Annotated in this window: 15 protein-coding genes; 12 read left to right on the forward strand and 3 right to left on the reverse strand. The window is 61.6% G+C overall.

The genetic code is table 11. The features are described from left to right. The first annotated feature begins 5 nt into the window (after nucleotides 1-5). A complete protein-coding gene (locus ACR0BA_RS08680; protein WP_480727392.1) occupies nucleotides 6-1,214 on the forward strand; it encodes a hypothetical protein in 1,209 nt (402 codons plus the stop codon). Here ACR0BA_RS08680 and ACR0BA_RS08685 read toward each other — a convergent pair. Further along, entirely contained in the window at nucleotides 1,195-4,863 is a 3,669-nt protein-coding gene (locus tag ACR0BA_RS08685) for a flavoprotein (protein ID WP_480727393.1), read from the reverse strand. The genes ACR0BA_RS08680 and ACR0BA_RS08685 overlap by 20 nt on opposite strands. Before the next feature lie 350 nt (nucleotides 4,864-5,213). Here ACR0BA_RS08685 and speB (ACR0BA_RS08690) point away from each other — a divergent pair, with 350 nt between their 5' ends. Beyond that, complete coding sequence (gene speB / locus ACR0BA_RS08690; protein WP_170356956.1) at nucleotides 5,214-6,179, forward strand: agmatinase; 966 nt, start codon at nucleotides 5,214-5,216, stop codon at nucleotides 6,177-6,179. A 12-nt stretch (nucleotides 6,180-6,191) separates the two neighbouring features. Here speB (ACR0BA_RS08690) and ACR0BA_RS08695 read toward each other — a convergent pair whose 3' ends face one another. Then, a complete protein-coding gene (locus ACR0BA_RS08695; RefSeq protein WP_480636820.1) occupies nucleotides 6,192-6,710 on the reverse strand; it encodes a ZrgA family zinc uptake protein in 519 nt (172 codons plus the stop codon). A gap of 284 nt (nucleotides 6,711-6,994) precedes the next feature. Here ACR0BA_RS08695 and ACR0BA_RS08700 point away from each other — a divergent pair, with 284 nt between their 5' ends. The 10 genes from ACR0BA_RS08700 to speB (ACR0BA_RS08745) all read left to right on the forward strand — a co-directional run bounded on the left by ACR0BA_RS08700 (nucleotide 6,995) and on the right by speB (ACR0BA_RS08745) (nucleotide 18,084). Continuing rightward, complete coding sequence (locus tag ACR0BA_RS08700; protein WP_480727395.1) at nucleotides 6,995-8,266, forward strand: imelysin family protein; 1,272 nt, start codon at nucleotides 6,995-6,997, stop codon at nucleotides 8,264-8,266. A gap of 116 nt (nucleotides 8,267-8,382) precedes the next feature. Continuing rightward, nucleotides 8,383-8,676 (forward strand): (2Fe-2S)-binding protein, encoded by a 294-nt coding sequence (locus ACR0BA_RS08705; RefSeq protein ID WP_480727396.1) that lies wholly within the window; start codon nucleotides 8,383-8,385, stop codon nucleotides 8,674-8,676. After that, nucleotides 8,624-9,109: a bacterioferritin gene (bfr, locus tag ACR0BA_RS08710; protein WP_149776400.1), complete on the forward strand. Its 486-nt coding sequence runs from the start codon at nucleotides 8,624-8,626 to the stop codon at nucleotides 9,107-9,109. Before ACR0BA_RS08705 ends, bfr begins: the two co-directional genes overlap by 53 nt. Next, complete coding sequence (locus ACR0BA_RS08715) at nucleotides 9,081-10,616, forward strand: di-heme oxidoreductase family protein (protein WP_480727481.1); 1,536 nt, start codon at nucleotides 9,081-9,083, stop codon at nucleotides 10,614-10,616. Before bfr ends, ACR0BA_RS08715 begins: the two co-directional genes overlap by 29 nt. 3 nt (nucleotides 10,617-10,619) lie before the next feature. Beyond that, entirely contained in the window at nucleotides 10,620-11,630 is a 1,011-nt protein-coding gene (locus tag ACR0BA_RS08720) for an imelysin family protein (protein ID WP_480727398.1), read from the forward strand. A gap of 3 nt (nucleotides 11,631-11,633) precedes the next feature. After that, a complete protein-coding gene (locus ACR0BA_RS08725) occupies nucleotides 11,634-12,722 on the forward strand; it encodes a DUF1513 domain-containing protein (protein ID WP_170340143.1) in 1,089 nt (362 codons plus the stop codon). 99 nt (nucleotides 12,723-12,821) lie between these two features. Further along, on the forward strand, nucleotides 12,822-14,711 hold the full coding sequence (gene speA / locus ACR0BA_RS08730; RefSeq protein ID WP_170356950.1) for a biosynthetic arginine decarboxylase: 1,890 nt from the start codon (nucleotides 12,822-12,824) through the stop codon (nucleotides 14,709-14,711). 23 nt (nucleotides 14,712-14,734) lie between these two features. After that, nucleotides 14,735-15,946, forward strand: coding sequence for a saccharopine dehydrogenase family protein (locus ACR0BA_RS08735; RefSeq protein WP_480727399.1), 1,212 nt, complete (start codon nucleotides 14,735-14,737; stop codon nucleotides 15,944-15,946). A 129-nt stretch (nucleotides 15,947-16,075) separates the two neighbouring features. Further along, nucleotides 16,076-17,245: a carboxynorspermidine decarboxylase gene (nspC, locus tag ACR0BA_RS08740; protein ID WP_480727401.1), complete on the forward strand. Its 1,170-nt coding sequence runs from the start codon at nucleotides 16,076-16,078 to the stop codon at nucleotides 17,243-17,245. Further along, a complete protein-coding gene (speB, locus tag ACR0BA_RS08745) occupies nucleotides 17,242-18,084 on the forward strand; it encodes an agmatinase (RefSeq protein ID WP_480727403.1) in 843 nt (280 codons plus the stop codon). The genes nspC and speB (ACR0BA_RS08745) overlap by 4 nt, the downstream gene beginning before the upstream one ends. Here the strand turns inward: speB (ACR0BA_RS08745) and ACR0BA_RS08750 are convergent. Continuing rightward, entirely contained in the window at nucleotides 18,081-18,671 is a 591-nt protein-coding gene (locus tag ACR0BA_RS08750; protein WP_170339515.1) for an HD domain-containing protein, read from the reverse strand. The genes speB (ACR0BA_RS08745) and ACR0BA_RS08750 overlap by 4 nt on opposite strands. Nucleotides 18,672-18,708 lie beyond the last annotated feature (37 nt).

Genomic DNA, 18,708 nt, shown 5'->3' on the forward strand with positions numbered 1-18,708 from the left:
ACCGCATGACGATAGAACAACACGAAGAAACAGGGCGCGGAATGACGGTCGAGAAAATGGTCTGGGGCCTGTCAGGCCTCGTGTCGCTGATACTGACGGCCGTATTGTTCTACCTTTGGGCATCGCTGAACCATTTCGAGCAGGACCCGACCCAATTGCCGGATCAGGCCTCGGTCGATACCTATCTCGAGTCGCTGGAGAACGCGCCGGATTATCGGGTCAGGACGGGAATATTCCTCAAATCCTTCAGTTTCGTCGATGCAAGCGATATCCACGTCACGGGCTATGTCTGGCAACACTATCAAACCGGCGTCCATGATGCGATCAAACCCGAACCCGGTCAGGCCGGGTTCCTTCTGCCCGAGGCCGTGGATGTCGGGAGCGGGCTCATCGAAGAAGCCTACCGGATGCCAGAACCCGGCGGCGAAGTGATCGGCTGGTACTTTGAGCAGACCCTGCGCCAATCCTTCGACTACACCAGCTATCCTTTCGACCACAAAACCGTCTGGGTGCGGTTCTGGCCGGGCAGATTTGACGTGAACGTCGCCTTGGTTCCCGACTTCGACGCCTATCCCGCGACTGGGCCAAAGGACATTTTCGGGATCGACAACCGCATCGTCATGGGCACCTGGGAACGCGAAAATACCTATTTTGACTACAAGCTGTCCGATTTGGACACGACGCTGGGCATCAACCAAAACGAGTTTCAGACCAGACTGCCCGAACTGCACTACAACTTTGTCATAAAACGCAACTTTGCGAACGCCTTCGTGGTTCACATGATCCCATTGATCGTGGTCACGATGCTTCTGTTCGGCGCCGTAATGACGGTGACGCGGAAGCCGAACCTGGTCGAACGGCACGATTTCAGCACCTCAAGCGTGATCGGCACCTGCTCGGTCCTGTTCTTCGTGATCCTGCTGGCGCATGTGCAATTGCGCGAGGGTTTTGCCGGGTCACCGGTGATCTACATGGAGTCGTTCTTTTTCCTGATGTATTTCATGCTGCTTGTGGTGTCGGTGAACACCTATCTGTTCGTCTCCGAGTCCGCGCCGTCGCTGCGCTTGATCCACTATCGTGACAACCTGATTCCAAAGGCCGCGTTCTGGCCATTTGTCCTGAGCTGCATGATCGCGATCACCGCCTACAACCTCAGCCTCAAGTCACCTCCGTCAAGGGATGCCCCCGAGGCCATCACGCATCAGGACGGCTAGCGGCCGCCTCATACCCGGGCTTGAGCTTCCCGGTGGCCATGTCGATCGAGTATTCGTCGACCAACTCGGACGCACCACTTTCCAGTTCGGCAAGGTATTTTTCCGGATTGGCGATGACGTAGACATAGGCCGGTTTTTTGACCCCATCCATCAGAACATTGATCCGCTTGCGGACATAGACATTGTCAGCCGCGCCCGGTCCGTGAAAGCCCTCGAGCTTGTCCAACTCCTTCAACCCGCCCGAGGTGACCCGGTAGACCTCGCCCTTGATCGGACGGCCAGTGCCCTTGCGATCCACCAGTGTGGCCATGCGGTGCAGATAGGCACAGTTGGGGTTGTCGCAAAACGGCTCTTTCGGAACGATCAGGGGCATGGGCTGCCGAGTGACCGCCTGTCCAACGAAATCATCCAGAACGTCCGCATGAGCGTCGTGGTTAGGAAATCCTTTCTTGAGCGATCCGTAGGTGAAATAAAGGTAGGTCTTTTCGCGTTCATCGATCAGGTCGTCTTCGTCTTCCACCTCTTCCGGTTCTGACAGGGCATGCGTGTTGGCCCATTCGTCCAACATCGCGCGGATCTCGTCCGACACCCTGATGCCCCTGGACCGCACCGGATCCTGCAGAAAGTGGATCAGAGGGCTTGCATCGATGCTCTCCGCCGCCAGCAGGGTTTCGACCATCTCGGCCGAGTTGTTCATCACGGCGACATGCAGGCTGGTAAATCCGTGGTCATTGACCGCGTTCACGTTGATACCTCTTGCGATCAGGGCCTTGGCCGCCTCGATGTCCGGTTTTCCCAGATCTTGCCCGTTCTCGGTCAGCTCGCCCTCGCCCCCGGCCGCATAGTGCAGCAGCGTGTCGCCATTATGGTCATCGACAATGTCGATACCGGCGACCCCATCATCTATGGCCTGAAATACCGGCTCCCATTTGGCGAAGTCATCCGAGGCCGCGGCCTCCTGCGCCCATTTGCAGATATTGTGTTCGTGGTTTTCCAGCTCTTCGAAGGCTTCTTCCAACACCTCCATGATCTGGTCGGGCGTGGCCATCATGCCGATGCCCATCATTCCGTTCGAAAGGCGCCCCTTGCGGGGACCCACAAGATCAATCCCCAGATCCCGCAGCTTTTTGACATTGTTCTGGGTGGTGACGTTGTTCCACATGTTGGTGTTGCAAGCCGGGCAAAGGATCGCCGGCTTGTTGCGGTACTGCCAGGCCACAAAGACCGAGGTCAGCAGGTTGTCGGCAATGCCGTTGGCGATCTTGCCCATCGTGTTGCAGGTGACCGGTGCGACAATGACGCAATCGGCCCAGTCGCACAGCGCGAGGTGCGAGGCGCGCAAGGGCATTCCGAACTCGGTATAGCGAAAGTTCCACTCGTCATCGTCGCGGTAGTAGTCATTATGGGTGATGTAGTCGTCGACCGTCTTGGTTTTCTTTCCGTTCTTTTTTGCCTTGCGGGCCTCGCTGGCCTTGTCGGTCCCTATATCGCGAAAGAACTTTTCGGCCGAAACCGAAGGGATCAGTTTCACGTTGTGACCTGCCTCGGTGATCCGGGCGACCAACTGAGGCACCTTGTCCGCAGCCGACGAGCCGCAGGCGCACAGCAGAACGTTCCGGCGACCGTTTGGCGGGGCTGTCAACCCGCCCTTGGGATAGCCGAAGATGTTCTTGTCAAGGCTCGGCGACTCGTGGCGCAGCAAGACAGGCAGACCGGCTTTCTTCATGTCTTCCTGCAGGCCGCCATCCAGGATCATGTCAACGATATCGCTGCGCTTGCCCAGGCATTTCCCGTGGAAGAAGAGATAAGGCACCTTTTCCTTGCCGCTTTCCGCCACCAGTTGCCGGCGCATTTTCATGGCGTTGGCCCCGTGTCCGGCGACATCGACCAATTTCAGACCGGTCGCGCCGATATTGGCCAGAATGTTCTTCAGCATGTTCGACCACGGGTCCTCATCCTCGTAGAACAGAACCAGCGGGTTTTCCCGGACGATCCGAGCCACGTCGCTGGGGTCTTCCGGGGGCTGGGTCTCCTCGATCACCAGCATGGCCGGGCTTTTCAGGTCGCGTAGCCCGCGAAAGATTTGCCCGCGCGGCGCCTGCCAGACCTGCGAAGTCGCCGGGCTCATATCTACGACGGTGACAAGGTCGGCCTTCTCGTCATAGGCCACGCACAGGCACCAGAACTCTTCCAGCAGCGCCGTCTCGCGGAACACGTTTTCGGGCGGCCGGATCACCTCGAACCCCAACACGCGGTTGAAGTCGATATTGATCATAAGGTGGCGCCCCTCATGTTCGTTCAGACTGCGCAGCTGATCCCGGAACCAGTCTTGCGGCGACCTTTTGTCCTTGCCGGGTCGTTCCGCATAGCTGCGGAAAGTGCTGCCGATATGCACCTCGGAGGTGCCGGCCAGATACCGCTGGGCCATCTCGCTCATCTTCTTGGCGGTCGAAACGCGGCTCAGCGCCTCGGTGTACGAGGTCTGGGTCGCGATCAGCAGCTTGTCTTCGGTGACTTGGACATCGCCCAAAATCTGCAGGCTTTCGGCCAGAACGCCCAGGCTGTTCATGTTCGGGCTGGCCCGCCGGAACAGGTTGCGGCGCTTCTTGGGATCGCGGGCCAGATACCTGGTGCTGTCCACATAGTTGCAGTCCTGCCGGAAGGTCTGCAGCGTGGTCTTGACCGCTTCCCGCGCGGAGAACCGCAGCAGCCCGCGCGCGCGCATCGAAGTGCCGTCGCGGTCGGACATGGCCGCGTACAGGCGGTCGATCGTGGTGACCCACAGCTTGCCGTATTTTTCGGGATGCACATCCATCATGTGCACCAACCCGGTGCTGGGGTTGCACTTGGCGATCACCGCGAAATGGCCGCCGGGCATGGTGGGCTTGCCATGCGCGACCCCAACCTGAAAATTCGCCACCAGAATATCGTTGTCTCCGCCCAGTCGATTGGATTCGTCAATCGCCTCAAGCAGCAGCGGCACCGAGGTTGTGGCCTCGTCCATGAAGTAGGCCTGAACCTGCACAAGGTCGCGCAGACCCTGCGAATGGATATAGGTGCACGCCACGTCGAACAGTTCACCCAGCGAGATGCCGTCATTGACGACAAAGCTGGTGGGCAGTTCGCAGACGCGGAAGATGTCGTTCACCTCGCAGCTGAAGCCCAGCGCCGACATGCTCAGCGCGGCCGCGGTCACGCTGCAGCAGTTGATCGGCTGCTGGAAATTCTGAAGATGCACGCTGACCAGATCGCCGAACAGCGTGGCGTAGCATTCGCGTCGAATTTCCGCGGGAATATCCAGCCACTCGTTACTGGCCAGAAAGGCCAGCCGAGTGCCGGGCAAGGCCACGGCCTGCAGGCTGACCGGTATGTCGCGGATCTCCAGATGCTCTTCGTAGAAATAGTCCCCGGTATCGGCGGTCGCCAGATCAACGTCGTTCTGGCGCAGCTTCACGATGCCGTCCAAAACCACATACATCCCGCGCGGCGGTAGTACCGTGTCCTCTAGAACTTCGAACAGATCGAAATGCTGCCTGAGCCGCTCGGCGCTCTGCCGCACCTTTTCGCCGGGCAGGACGGCGAATATCTTCTCCCAATCGGCAGATGTGGCTTCAATCGGTTTTGAATTGGAAATCGTCTGTGTGGTCACGGCCAGTTCCTCCCCCAAAAAGTCAGTGGCGCAATGGTTTCGTATTTCGTGGTCACTTTCCTGAAATCAGTATTTGTTTTTTGCAGTCTCCCCCGCCGGACAAACGGCAGGCCGCCCGACGCGTGGCGCCATTCAATGCTGGCTCCACCCCTCAATTTGCGCAGGCAATACGAGCGATACCTGCATTCTTAGTACAGATTTTCAGAAAAATCACTGGGATTGTGGGGTTTACCCAGCTTCGCGACCTGATGCACCGCTGGGGCAGAGCGGCCTTGATTGATCGGGTGATAGACGCCAACGTGCAAGCAACCCGCCAGACCCGCGGCCGGTTCAAAGCAACGGAGCCCCCAATGTCAAAACATGGATATGAATCCGGCCGCCTGAATCTGCCGTTCGTCGGCATCGCCACATTCGGCAAGAAGCCATATGTGCAGGACTGGGACCAGATCGATGCCGATGTCGCCATCCTGGGCGCCCCGTTCGACTTCGGCTGCCAATACCGGTCCGGAGCCCGGTTCGGCCCGCGTGCGGTGCGCGAGGCATCGACTCTGTTCAGCTTTGGTCATGCAGGTGCTTATGATCACGAGGACGATGCCACCTATTTGGGCGAAGAGGTGCGCATCGTCGATCTGGGGGATGCCGACATCATCCACACCAAAACCGAAGCCAGCCACGCGAATATCGAATACGGGGTACGCAAGATCCTTGAGGCCGGCGCTCTGCCCGTGACGATCGGTGGTGACCATTCCATCAACATTCCCTGCATCAACGCCTTTGATCAGGACTGCGCCCGAAACGGTCCCATTCACGTGGTCCAGATCGACGCACATCTGGATTTCGTGGACGAGCGTCATGGCGTTACGGCGGGCCATGGAAACCCGATGCGGAGGGCGATCGAGAAGGACTATGTCTCGGGTATGACCCAGCTGGGCATCCGCAACGTCTCATCGACGGCGAAAGAAGGTTACGAAGATGCACGCGCGCGCGGCTCCGACATCTTGTCGGTACGGCAGGTCCGCAAGCTGGGGACCGAAGGAGTGTTGGACCGCATCCCCTCGGGCGTCCGATACTACGTGACCATCGACATTGACGCGTTTTGCCCATCCATTGCACCGGGCACCGGAACACCAAGCCACGGCGGTTTTTTGTACTACGACGTTCTGGAAATCCTGCAGGGCCTTGCCCGGAAAGGGCAGGTCGCTGGCATCGACCTTGTCGAAGTTGCCCCGGCCTATGACCCGACCGAAAGCACGCAGATCCTTGCTGCGCAGCTGTTGCTGAACTTCATCGGCTTCATCTTTCACCACAAGGAATGAAAGAAACCCCGGTCACATAAACTCGGAGAGATCAACCAACGGGGTCTCTCGTGTAACCGCGACGGCGTGACTACCACCCGGTGACTGAACCCGCACGTCCACACGTTCAGCCTGCGAAAACCGGTCGAAGTAATCAAATCTCATTTCACCAAGCGCCTGAAGGTTGCTGCACCTGATCGTGTATTCGGCCTGAAATTCGGGCCGGTGATCGTCAGGCCCCAAGGCCGAACCGGCTTCGCCGCCGACCAGCGCCACGTTCGCCGTGGCCGTGGCACAACCCGCCTCGGCCGTGACCGCGAACAGGGTCATGGGCTGCGACAGGTCCGAAATGGCGACCGCGACCTTCGCCTTTTCCTCTGCGCTCGAAGCGGGAAGCTCAAAGCCAACGATTTCTGACGCAGGAACAGACAGGGACAGCGTGTACCCCGAATCCAAAAAGGCGATCTTCAGTGCTGCGGGTTTTGGCGCCACTTCCTGCTGCGCGTCCAACGCAAGGGGAAACACGCAAAGGGCAAACGCCAGGGATCTCATCACGCAACCACCACCAACTCAAGAATCACACCATCATTGTATCTTCGCGCCATCCGCAGGCAACGGCGCGCAACGCCGTCTGACCCCGCCGGAAATGGCTAGACAGATCCAGAGAACCCATCCAGCCAAACCGTATTTGGCCAAAACAGCGGCGTGTTTCAAAATTAATTCCCGACTTAAAGACTCGGGTTGACATAACTTACAATTTCACTCAGTTAATACTCATCTCAGCACCCGCACCGGGTGCTCTTGCCCATTCATTTCGACAGGAAGGCCTGAACTTCATGACCCGCGTATTTTCGACGACCAGCCTGGCAGCCTTGCTGATGGCAACGGCTGCAGCCGCCGGCGACGCCCCCGCCAAGGTCGACATTCTGGAAACCTATGCTGACATTGCCGAAGCAAAATATGACGACAGCCTGCGTGCGGCCCGCAAGTTGCAGGCCGCCGTTGCCGCGCTGGTTGACCAGCCTTCTGCTGAAAACCTGACCGCCGCACGCCAGGCCTGGGTTGCCGCGCGCGTTCCGTATCAACAGACCGAGGTCTATCGCTTCGGCAATCCCATCGTCGACGAATGGGAAGGCAAGGTGAATGCGTGGCCTCTGGACGAGGGTCTGATCGACTATGTGGATGCGGCCTATGGCGGCGCGACGGACGAAAACGAGCTTGCGGTTCTGAACGTGATTGCCTCGCCCAGCTTTGAGCTGTCTGGCCAGCCGGTCGACGCCACCGAGATCACGCCCGAGCTGCTGTCTGAGACCCTGCACGAGGCCGACGGGATCGAGGCCAATGTGGCAACGGGTTATCACGCCATCGAGTTCCTGCTGTGGGGCCAGGATCTGAACGGTCACGGCGAGGGCGCCGGCAACCGTCCGTGGACCGACTATGCGCAGGACGAGTCCTGCACCGGCGGCAACTGCGATCGCCGGGCCCAGTATCTGGTGGCGGCGACCGACCTGCTGGTCTCGGATCTGGAGTGGATGGCCGCGCAATGGCAGGACGACGGTGCCGCGCGGGCGGCCCTGACCGACGACGCCGACTCGGGCATCAGTGCAATTCTGACGGGCATGGGATCCCTGTCCTATGGCGAACAGGCCGGTGAGCGCATGCGCCTTGGACTGATGCTGAACGACCCGGAAGAAGAGCATGACTGTTTCTCAGACAACACGCACAACAGCCATTACTATGACGGGTTGGGGATTCAGAACGTCTATCTGGGTCGGTATGTCCGGATTGACGGTACTCCGGTTTCGGGTCCGTCCCTGTCGGATTTGGTTGCGGCCTCGGACCCGGCTCTGGACACCGAGATGAAGACCAAGCTGGCCAACACAATGTACGCGCTAGGCCAGATCAAAACCGCAGCCGAGGTCGGATTAGCCTACGATCAGATGCTCGAGCGCGGGAACGTCGGTGGCGAAACGCTGATCATGGGCGGTGTCGAAGGTCTGATCGATCAGACCAAGACGATCGAACGTATCGTGTCCGTGCTGGGCTTGGGCAATGTCGCATTCGAAGGGTCCGACAGCCTCGACAACCCCGACGCCGTTTTCCACTGATGAACCAAAGCAGCCGGGCGCAGCGACCGCTTGCGCCCGACCCTGCGACAAGCTGTGTCTGGACCCGAAGCAAATACCCTACTATTTGACTAGGAATTACGAAAGGCCGAGTCGCCATGATCGTCTGCCACTGCACCAACATCACGGATCACGAGATCCGCGCGGCAATCGACTGGATGCGCGCGGCAGATCCTCAAACCATCATCACGCCGGGCAAGATTTACCATGCTTTGGGAAAATCGGCGGATTGTGGCGGGTGTATGCGGCTGTTTCTGGACACGATGCGCGCAACCGATAACCTCGAAGTACCCATGCAACTCCGCGCCCTGCGCGCGGATGATACACAGGAGAGTGCAGATGAAGGGCGACCCCAAAGTCATCGAATACCTAAACAAGTCTCTGCGGCATGAACTGACGGCGGTCAGCCAGTACTGGCTGCATTACCGCCTGCAGGAGGACTGGGGCCTGGGCCACATGGCCAAGAAAAGTCGCGAGGAAAGCATCGAAGAGATGCAGCACGCGGACAAGCTGATCGAGCGGATCATCTTCCTGGGCGGCCACCCCAACCTGCAAAAGCTCGACCCGCTGCGCATCGGCCAGACGCCCAAGGAAACCCTGGAATGCGACCTGGCGGCCGAGATCGACGCCCGGGCCCTGTACAAGGAAGCGCGCGAGTACTGCCAACAGGCCGGCGACTTCGTGTCGATGGCGCTGTTCGAACAACTGATGGCCGATGAAGAAGGCCATATCGATTTCCTCGAAACCCAGCTCGATCTGTACGAAAGACTCGGCGAAGCAAATTATGCGCAACTCAATGCATCGAAAATGGACGAGGCCGAATAAGACGGGCCTCTTCGTGGTGGCCGTTTTTGCGGCCACCCCTTCCCTGTCTCAGGATCTGCGGGACAGTCATTTGAACCCCCTCCCCCGAACCGACGCTGAACGGGCACGGATCGCCACAGTCACCGCAGCGCCGTCGGATTTCACGCAGCCCCAGCGCTATGAGGACCTGCCGGCAGGCGCCGCGACGGTGCGCGCCCGGACCGATGCGGATGCGTTCTCGCAACCCTCGGCCAACCTGAGCTTTGAGCAGGAGCTGGATTTCAAGGTCGGCAACGGGCTGTTCAAGAAGGTCTGGGTGTCGTCTCCGTCCTCGACTCTGGCCTCGGATGGGCTGGGGCCGCTGTTCAATGCCCGGTCGTGCCAGCGCTGTCACATCAAGGACGGGCGTGGCCACACCCCGGCCGGACTCGAAGACAACGCCATTTCGATGTTCCTGCGCGTTTCCATCCCCGGAACGCCTGCGGACGCGCCGGAAGGAATCGAAGGGTATCTCGCTACCCTGCCCGAACCCACCTATGGCGGCCAGATGCAGGATTTCGCCCTGCCCAGCCACCAGGCCGAATACCGGCTGGACATCACCTACGAGGAAATCCCGGTGGAACTGTCCGACGGCGAAACCGTGTCGCTGCGCAAGCCCACCTACAGAGCGGCCGATCTGGGCTATGGGCCGTTGCACCCGGACGCGATGCTCAGCCCACGCGTGGCGCCGCAGATGATCGGTCTGGGCCTGCTCGAGGCGATCCCGGCCGAGGACATCCTGGCCAAGGCCGACCCGGAAGATGCCAATGGAGACGGGATCTCGGGGCGGCCCAACATCGTGTGGTCGACGGAATTCGGCGAACCCATGCTGGGCCGGTTCGGGCTGAAGGCGGGCATGCCGACGATCATGGAGCAGTCGGCCGCGGCCTTCGCCGGCGATCTCGGCATTTCCAGCCCGCTCTACCCCGCGCCATTTGGCGACTGCACCCCGGCCCAGGCCGATTGCCAGACCGCCCCGCATGGTGACGGCGACGAACGCGGCTTCGAGATCGACCAGCAGGGCATGGATCTGGTGGCCTTCTACAGCCGCAACCTGGGCGTTCCCGCCCGCCGCGATGTGGATGACCCGCAAGTTCTGCGCGGGAAAGAGGTTTTCCACACCATTGGCTGCGCGTCCTGTCACACGCCTGCTTTCGTCACCCACCGTCTGCCCGACCGGCCCGAGCACAGTTTCCAGCTGATCTGGCCCTACACGGACCTGCTGCTGCACGACATGGGCGAGGGACTGGCCGACAACCGCCCCGAGGCCCGCGCCACGGGCCGCGAATGGCGTACCGCGCCACTGTGGGGCATCGGCCTGACCGAACGGGTCTCGGGGCATACCCAGTTCCTGCATGATGGCCGGGCGCGCTCGCTTCTCGAAGCGGTCCTGTGGCACGGCGGCGAGGCCCAGGCCGCGCGCGATGCAGTCGTTTCCATGCCCAAACCCGACCGCGATGCGTTGATCCGGTTCCTGGAGAGTCTCTGACCCATGCGCCTGATTGCCGTGATCCTTTCCGCATTGATCCCGCTCTGCGCGGTGGCACAAAGCCGCGATGCGATCCTGACCGACGTGACCCAGGCCCATATCCTGCCGCGTTTCGAGCAACTTGTCGAAATGACCGCCACGCTGGATGCTGCCGCACGAGCCGACTGCGCGCCGGGGTCCGCCGATCTGCGCGCGGCCTATCACGCCGCCTTCGACGCCTGGATATCCGCCAGCCACCTGCGGTTCGGCCCGACCGAGGTCGGAGACCGTGCCTTTGCCCTGGCCTTCTGGCCCGACAGCAAAGGGTTCACGCCCAAGGCGCTGTCGGCGATGATCGCGGCCGAAGACCCGGCCATTGCCGACCCCGATGCCTTTGCCGAAACCTCGATCGCGGGGCGCGGCTTCCTCGCGCTCGAGAGGATGCTATACGACCCGGCCTTTGCCGATCAGGGCGATGCGGCCTATCGCTGCGGGTTGATCCGCGCCATCGCCGCCGACATCCACCGCACCGCCCGGGCCATCGACCGGGACTGGCACGGCTATGCCCGCACCATGACCCAACCCGGGCCGGACAGACCCTATCGGTCCTCCGACGAAGCCCTGCAGGAGCTCTACCAGGCCCTGACCACTGGGCTCGAATTCACAGCCGATACGCGTCTGGGCCGCCCGATGGCCAGTTTCGACCGCCCCCGGCCCAACCGGGCCGAGGCCCGCCGGTCGCTGCGGTCGCTGCGGCATGTGGAATTGTCGCTGACAGCGCTGCGCGACCTGGCGGCGCGGCTGTCAGTCGACCACCCGCAGATTGCGGCCTCGCTGGACGATGCCTTTGCCCGCAGCATCACCCGGGCGCAGGCGCTGGACGATCCCGCGCTGGCTGGCGTGGCCGAGCCACAGGGGCGGCTGCGGATCGAGGCGCTGCAGCAGTCGATCAACGACATCCGCAGCTTGGCCGCCGCGCAGTTGGGTCCGACCCTGGGCATCAGCGCCGGGTTCAATTCATTGGACGGAGACTGACCGATGACCAGCCGCCGAGGGTTCCTGGCCGGTTTGGCAGCGGCCACTCTTGCCCCCCTGCCGGGCTGGGCTGAGGTCGGTTCGCCCGATTTCCTGTCGGCTGCGCTGTTCGACGATGGGTCGTACCGCCTGGTCGGGCTGACCGGTTCAGGAGAGTTTCGGTTCTCGGTCCCCCTGCCCGGCCGCGGGCATGCCGCCGCCGCCCATCCCCATCTGGCGCGGGCCGTTGCATTCGCGCGCCGTCCGGGGCGATTTGCGCTTGTGATCGATTGCGCGACCGGGGACCAGCTGACCCGGCTCGAGGCGCCGGCCGGGCGTCATTTCTATGGCCACGGCGCATTTTCGCCCGACGGCCGCCGGTTGTTCACCACCGAAAACGACTATGAGGCTGGCACCGGGGTCATCGGCGTCTGGGACGCGGCCGAGGGCTATGCCCGAATGGGCGAGTTTTCTTCGGCGGGGGTCGGCCCCCATGACGTAGTGTTGATGCCCGACGGCAAATCTCTTGCCATCGCCAACGGCGGCATCGAAACCCACCCGGATACCGGGCGCAGCAAGTTGAACCTGCCGACCATGCGCCCGAACCTGACCTATGTCAGCCTCGACGGATCGGTTCTGGAGCAGGTCGAGCTGCCCGCGGCGCTGCACAAAAACTCGATCCGGCATCTGGCCGTTCGTGCGGATGGCCTGCTGGCCTTCGCGATGCAGTGGCAGGGCGACCTGTCCCACAAGCCGGCCCTGCTGGGGCTGAATCGGCGGGGTGGCCGTTACCACCTTCTGTCCGCGCCGGATGACATTCAGGCGACGCTGGCCGGCTATGCAGGCAGTGTCGCCTTTTCCGCCGAGGGGCGTCAGGTCGCCATCACCTGCCCACGCGGCAACGCGCTGCACGTCTTTGATGCCGAGGCAGCTCGTTTTGACAGCGCCCATTCGCTCGGCGACGTGTGCGGGTTGGGCCCCGGGCCATCCGGTTTTGTCTTTACCACCGGGCATGGCGATGTGGGGCATCTGGTTGGGTCAAACCCGGCGGTATCGCCCCATCCTCGGGTCCGTTGGGACAACCATCTGGTTCCCATTCGCCCTGCGATCTGAATTGGGCTAACCTCCGATACAGATTACACTTGGAAGAATCGAACGGCTGCCGTATTGGCGGGCGAAATTTCCACGCCTGCAACGCAAGGACTGACTTGATTGAAACAAACGCCCGTCGCACCGCATTCCATCTACGGGGTTGAAAAATGGGGCAAGGGTCTCATCGAGGTGACGGAGGACGGCGAGATCAGTCTGCGCAATCCCATGGCACCCGATGCGGCGGCCATCAGCCTGCCCGGCATTCTGCACGACCTTGATCAGCGAGGGATCAAGGCACCGATGATCCTGCGCATCAGCTCGTATCTGGAACGCGAAATCGCGCATATCAACGAAAGCTTCCGCGATGCGATTGCGCGTACCGGCTACAAGGGGTCCTATCGCGGCGTGTTCCCGATCAAGGTGAACCAGCAGGCGCAGGTCGTCGACCGGATCGTCGAGTTCGGCAAGCAATACAATTACGGGCTCGAGGCCGGATCGAAGCCCGAGCTGGTAATCGCACTGGCGCACCGTCTGGCCCCCGAGGCGCTGATCGTGTGCAACGGCGTCAAGGACGCGGAGTTCATCGAGCTGGCCATCCTCAGCCGCAAGATCGGGTTCAACACGGTCATCGTTCTGGAAAGCCCGAAAGAGGCCGACACGGTCATCGAGGTCTACAAACGGCTGGGCATCGAGCCGCTGCTGGGCGTGCGGGTGAAACTGACCAACCAGATCAGCGGCAAATGGCAGGAAAGCTCGGGGGATCGGTCGACCTTTGGCATGAACACCGATCAGCTGGTCGCGGTCGTCGACAAGCTGCGCGATGCGGGCCTGCTGCATTGCCTGAAGCTGCAGCATTCGCATCTGGGCAGCCAGGTGCCCGACGTGAACGACGTGCGCCGCGCCGTGGGCGAAGCCTGCCGTTATTACACCGAACTGACCCGCGAGGGCGTGCCGCTGACCCACCTGGATCTGGGCGGCGGCATGGGCGTCGATTACACGGGCGAGAAGAAGGCGACCGAGAACTCGATCAACTACACGGTCGAGGAATACTGCGCCAATGTGGTGGAGACCGTGGCCTATGCCATGGACGAGGCCGAGGTGGACCACCCCACGCTGGTGACCGAGAGCGGCCGCGCGGTGGTGGCGACCTCGTCGATGCTGGTGTTCAACGTGCTTGAAAGCACGCTCTATGACGCGCCCAACGGCCCCGAGGTGGAACCCGACGACCACCACATGGTGTCCGATCTGGCGGCGGTGAACGGGTACCTCAGCCACGATCGGCTGCAGGAATGCTGGAACGACGCCACCTTCTACCGCAACGAGTTGCGCGCCCTGTTCCGCCGTGGCTATGTCGACCTGCGCCAGATGGCCCGGGCCGAGCGCATCTACCTGTCGCTGATGGCGCGGATCAAGGCGCTGGCGGCCTCGGACGAGGTCGAAACCGATGTGGATGACCAGTTGGAAAAGCTGGCGGACATCTATCACTGCAACTTCTCGCTGTTCCAGTCGCTGCCCGATGTCTGGGCGATCGACCAGCTGCACCCGATCGTGCCGCTGCAGATGCTGGACCAGGCCCCCGACCGCCGCGCGGTACTGTCCGACATCACCTGCGACAGCGACGGCAAGATCGACCGGTTCATTCTGGCCGACGGTGTCTCGCCCAGCCTGCCGGTGCATTCCCTGCCCGAAGATCGCGACTATTACATGGGCGTGTTCTTCGTCGGCGCCTATCAGGAAACCCTAGGCGACCTGCACAACCTGTTCGGCGACACCAACGTGGTCACCATCGACCTGCGCGCCGATGGCGGGTTCGACCTGCTGCATGAACAGGAGGGTGACACGATCAGCGAAGTCCTGTCCTATGTCGAGTTCGACCCAAGCGACTGCATCGCTGCCTTCCGCAAGATGGTCGACGAGGCGATCTCGACCGGCACGCTCAAGGCGAATGAACGCAAAACCCTGATGACTGCCTATCGCGACAGCATCAACGGCTATACCTACTACGAATAACCCCGGCGAAAGGAGAATTTCCCATGGGCAAGACACTGGTTGTTGGCGCGGGTGGCGTCAGCCACGCCGCCGTGCACAAGATGGCGATGAATTCCGACATCTTCACCGAGATCACGCTGGCCAGCCGCACCAAGGCGAAATGCGATGCCATCGCCAAATCGGTCAAGGAACGCACCGGCGTCGACATCAAAACTGCCGAGCTTGACGCCTACAAGGTCGCCGACACCGTCAAGCTGATCAAGGACACCGGGGCCGAGCTTCTGGTGAACCTGGCCTTGCCCTATCAGGACCTTGTGCTGATGGATGCCTGCCTCGAGGCCGGGTGCCACTATCTCGACACCGCCAACTATGAGCCCGAGGACGAGGCCAAGTTCGAATACCACTGGCAGTGGGCCTATCAGGACAAGTTCAAGCAGGCCGGCCTGACCGCGATCCTCGGCTCGGGCTTCGATCCCGGCGTGACCAGCGTCTTTGCCAAGTGGCTCAAGAAACACAAGCTGGACTCGATCCGCCAGATCGACGTTCTGGACGCCAATGGCGGCCAGAACGATCAGGAATTCGCCACCAACTTCAACCCCGAGATCAACCTGCGCGAAGTACTGGCCGACGCCCGCCACTGGGAAGGCGGCGAGTGGAAAGTGACGCCAGCCATGACCCATAAGGTCGAGTTCGACTTCCCCGGGATCGGCCCCAAGAACATGTACCTGATGTATCACGAGGAACTGGAGTCGCTTTCGACCCACTTCCCCGAGATCGAACGCGCCCGTTTCTGGATGACCTTCGGCGATGCCTACATCACCCATGCCAAGGTGCTGCAGAATGTCGGCATGACCCGGATCGACCCGGTGGAGCACAACGGCGTCGAGATCATCCCGATCCAGTTCCTGAAAACCCTGCTGCCCGATCCCGGCGACCTGGGCGCCGAGACCAAGGGCAAGGCCTGCATCGGCGACATCGCTACCGGTCAGGCCAAGGACGGCTCGGGCGAGAAGACCTATTACATCTACAACATCTGCGATCACGAGGAATGCTACCGCGAGGTCGGCAGCCAGGCCGTCAGCTACACCACCGGCGTCCCCGCCATGATCGGCGCGGCTCAGGTACTGAAGGGCAACTGGCGCGAGCCGGGCGTGTGGAACATGGAACAGCTCGACCCGGATGATTTCATGGACATGCTCAACAAGCACGGCCTTCCTTGGCAGGTCCACGAACTCGATGGCCCGGTCGAGTTCTGAACCCTCGGGGCGGTCCGCGCGACCGCCCTACTTCATCTGGCCCAAAATATCCGGGGGGGGCGCCATTGGTCCGAGCGACAATGGAGACGGGCGGCGCCCCCGGCCTCTAGAGTTCAGGAGACGCTGGTTATGTCCGACATGATGACCACACAAGCCGGCGACGCCGGAGCCTTCCGCACCTTCGACCTCAATCGCGTTCCTACGCCTTGCTTCGTCGTCGACGAAAAGGCGGTCGAGCGAAACCTGGCGGTTCTGGCCGATATCGGAGAGCGGTCCGGCGCGCATATCCTGTCGGCGCTCAAGGCATTCTCGATGTTCGCGCTGGCCCCGCTGGTGCGCCAGTACTTGGGCGGCACCTGCGCCAGCGGCATCTACGAGGCCCGGCTGGGCCGCGAGGAATATGGCGGCGAGGTCGCAACCTTCTGCGCGGGCTACAAGGATTCCGACATTGACGAAATCCTGGCGCTTTCGGATCACATCATCTTTAACAGCCCGGCGCAGAAAGACCGCTTTCTGGCCGAGGCACAAGCCGCCGGGCGGCAGGTCGGGCTGCGCATCAACCCCGAACACTCCGAAGGCGAGGTCGCGAAATACGACCCCTGCGCCCCGTGCTCGCGCCTCGGCACCCCGGTCAGCCAACTAGACGCCAAGGCGCTGGAGGGCGTGGATGGCCTGCACATGCACACGCTCTGCGAACAGGGGTTCGAGCCGCTGGCGCGCACATGGGCGGCGGTCGAACCGAAGCTCGCGCCATTCCTGAACAGTCTGAAATGGCTGAATTTCGGCGGCGGCCACCACATCACCCGCAACGACTATGACCGCGACGGGCTGGTGGAGTTCATCAAACACATCCGCGCCAAATACGGCTTCGAGGTCTATCTGGAACCCGGCGAAGCCGTGGCACTGGACGCGGGCATCCTGGTGGGTGAAATCCTCGACCTGCCGCACAACGGCGTGGACCTGGCAATCACCGACATCTCGGCCACCTGCCACATGCCCGACGTGATCGAGGCCCCCTATCGCCCCGCCCTGATGGACGAAGCCGAAACCGGCCATACCTATCGCCTGGGCGGCCCCTCGTGCCTCGCGGGCGACGTGATCGGCGACTACACCTGGGCCGAGCCGCTGCAGATCGGGCAGCGCTTTGCCTTCCTCGATCAGGCGCATTACTCGATGGTCAAGACCAACACGTTCAACGGCGTGCCCCTGCCCACCATCGCCCTGTGGAACAGCGAAACCGATGACCTGAAGATCATCAGGGAATTCGGCTACGACGACTTCAAAGAGAGGCTTTCATGAGCATTTTTCTCGACAGCGAACTGACCGAGGCCGAACGCAGCGAAGATGCCCGGTTCCGTGTAATCCCGGTACCGCTGGAGCGCACGGTCTCCTACGGTTCGGGTACTGCAGGCGGCCCCGCCGCGATCATCGCAGCCAGCAATGAACTCGAACGCATCACTGGACATTCCGAACCCTGTGTCGATGGCATCTTCACCGAACCTTCGCTGGATTGCACCGGCCCGCTGCCGGACGTCATGGAGCGTCTGGCCCAGCGCACCGAGGCCGCGATCCGCGCCGGCACGGTGCCGGTCACGCTGGGCGGTGAACACTCGCTGAGCTATGGCGCGGTGATGGGCGTGGCCCGCGCATTGGGTCAGCCCCTCGGCATCGTGCAAATCGACGCCCATGCCGACCTGCGCAACGCCTATCAGGGCGAGAAACACAGCCACGCCTCGGTCATGCATCTGCTGGCCGAGGAAGGCGTCCGTCTGGCGCAATTCGGCGTACGCGCCTTCTCGACCGAAGAAGCCAAAAGCCGTCTGAGGAACCGTGTCTTCCATGTGGATGCCGAAGAGCTGGTCACCGGCAACATTCATGCCGTCGACCTGCCCGAGGACTTTCCCGAACTGGTCTATGTCAGCTTTGACGTCGACGGGCTGGACCCGTCATTGATGCCCGCAACCGGCACGCCGGTTCCGGGCGGGCTGGGATACTACCAGGCGCTGCATCTGGTCGAACACGCCTTGAAAGGCCGCCGCTGCATGGGCTTCGACGTGGTCGAACTGGCCCCGGACGGCAACGCGGCGTGGGATTTCACCACGGCACAGATCGTTTATCGCCTGATGGCGTCCTGCTAGTCCTCGGCGGTTTCGTTGAGTTCCATGTGCCCCTCGCCCTTGTTCAACACGCGGCGCAGCATGGGCTCGAAGAACTCCAGTGGCCTGGTCGGATAGTCCGGGTCGAACGCCTTCTGATCGTATTCGTGGCAGAAATAGCGGCAGTCCTCCCAGTAAGGGCTGTCGCGATACTTGTCGCGCGCATTGCGGTCTCCGCCCAGATGGTGATTGTAGTAATAGCCCTGGAACACACAGTGATGTTTCAAAATCCAATGGGTGCGTTCGCTGACATAGGGCTTCATCATCGCCGCTGACAGCTCGCCGTGGTTGTAGGGTGACAGGATGTCCCCGGTGTCATGGATCAGAGCAGCCACGACCAGTTCCTCATCCGCGCCATCCTCGTAGGCCCGCGTCGCGGCCTGCAGGCTGTGCTGATACCGGTTGACCGGATAGGGTGTCCATTCCTCGTCCAAGGACCGGATCGCGTCCAGAATCCGGTCGGGCAAAGCCGCGTTGTACGCCTCTTCATATTCCATGACGGCGTCCCAATCGGCCTTGGTGGCCTCTTCGAAACTGGTCCAGGTGGGTTTGTGGCTTTTGTCCAGCATGGCGGGTCCTTTGTCTGCGGGTCACAGCCAGACTAGT

This window comes from Ruegeria sp. CI5 (assembly GCF_056536885.1).

Excerpts from the sequence above, each read along its gene's own strand:
- ACR0BA_RS08700 (WP_480727395.1), top strand. The coding sequence starts at position 6,995 with ATGACCCGCGTATTTTCGACGACCAGCCTGGCAGCCTTGCTGATGGCA.
- nspC (WP_480727401.1), top strand. The coding sequence starts at position 16,076 with ATGTCCGACATGATGACCACACAAGCCGGCGACGCCGGAGCCTTCCGC.
- speB (WP_170356956.1), top strand. The coding sequence starts at position 5,214 with ATGTCAAAACATGGATATGAATCCGGCCGCCTGAATCTGCCGTTCGTC.
- ACR0BA_RS08750 (WP_170339515.1), bottom strand. The coding sequence starts at position 18,671 with ATGCTGGACAAAAGCCACAAACCCACCTGGACCAGTTTCGAAGAGGCC.
- bfr (WP_149776400.1), top strand. The coding sequence starts at position 8,624 with ATGAAGGGCGACCCCAAAGTCATCGAATACCTAAACAAGTCTCTGCGG.
- ACR0BA_RS08715 (WP_480727481.1), top strand. The coding sequence starts at position 9,081 with ATGCATCGAAAATGGACGAGGCCGAATAAGACGGGCCTCTTCGTGGTG.
- ACR0BA_RS08705 (WP_480727396.1), top strand. The coding sequence starts at position 8,383 with ATGATCGTCTGCCACTGCACCAACATCACGGATCACGAGATCCGCGCG.
- ACR0BA_RS08725 (WP_170340143.1), top strand. The coding sequence starts at position 11,634 with ATGACCAGCCGCCGAGGGTTCCTGGCCGGTTTGGCAGCGGCCACTCTT.
- ACR0BA_RS08735 (WP_480727399.1), top strand. The coding sequence starts at position 14,735 with ATGGGCAAGACACTGGTTGTTGGCGCGGGTGGCGTCAGCCACGCCGCC.
- ACR0BA_RS08695 (WP_480636820.1), bottom strand. The coding sequence starts at position 6,710 with ATGAGATCCCTGGCGTTTGCCCTTTGCGTGTTTCCCCTTGCGTTGGAC.
- ACR0BA_RS08680 (WP_480727392.1), top strand. The coding sequence starts at position 6 with ATGACGATAGAACAACACGAAGAAACAGGGCGCGGAATGACGGTCGAG.
- ACR0BA_RS08720 (WP_480727398.1), top strand. The coding sequence starts at position 10,620 with ATGCGCCTGATTGCCGTGATCCTTTCCGCATTGATCCCGCTCTGCGCG.
- speB (WP_480727403.1), top strand. The coding sequence starts at position 17,242 with ATGAGCATTTTTCTCGACAGCGAACTGACCGAGGCCGAACGCAGCGAA.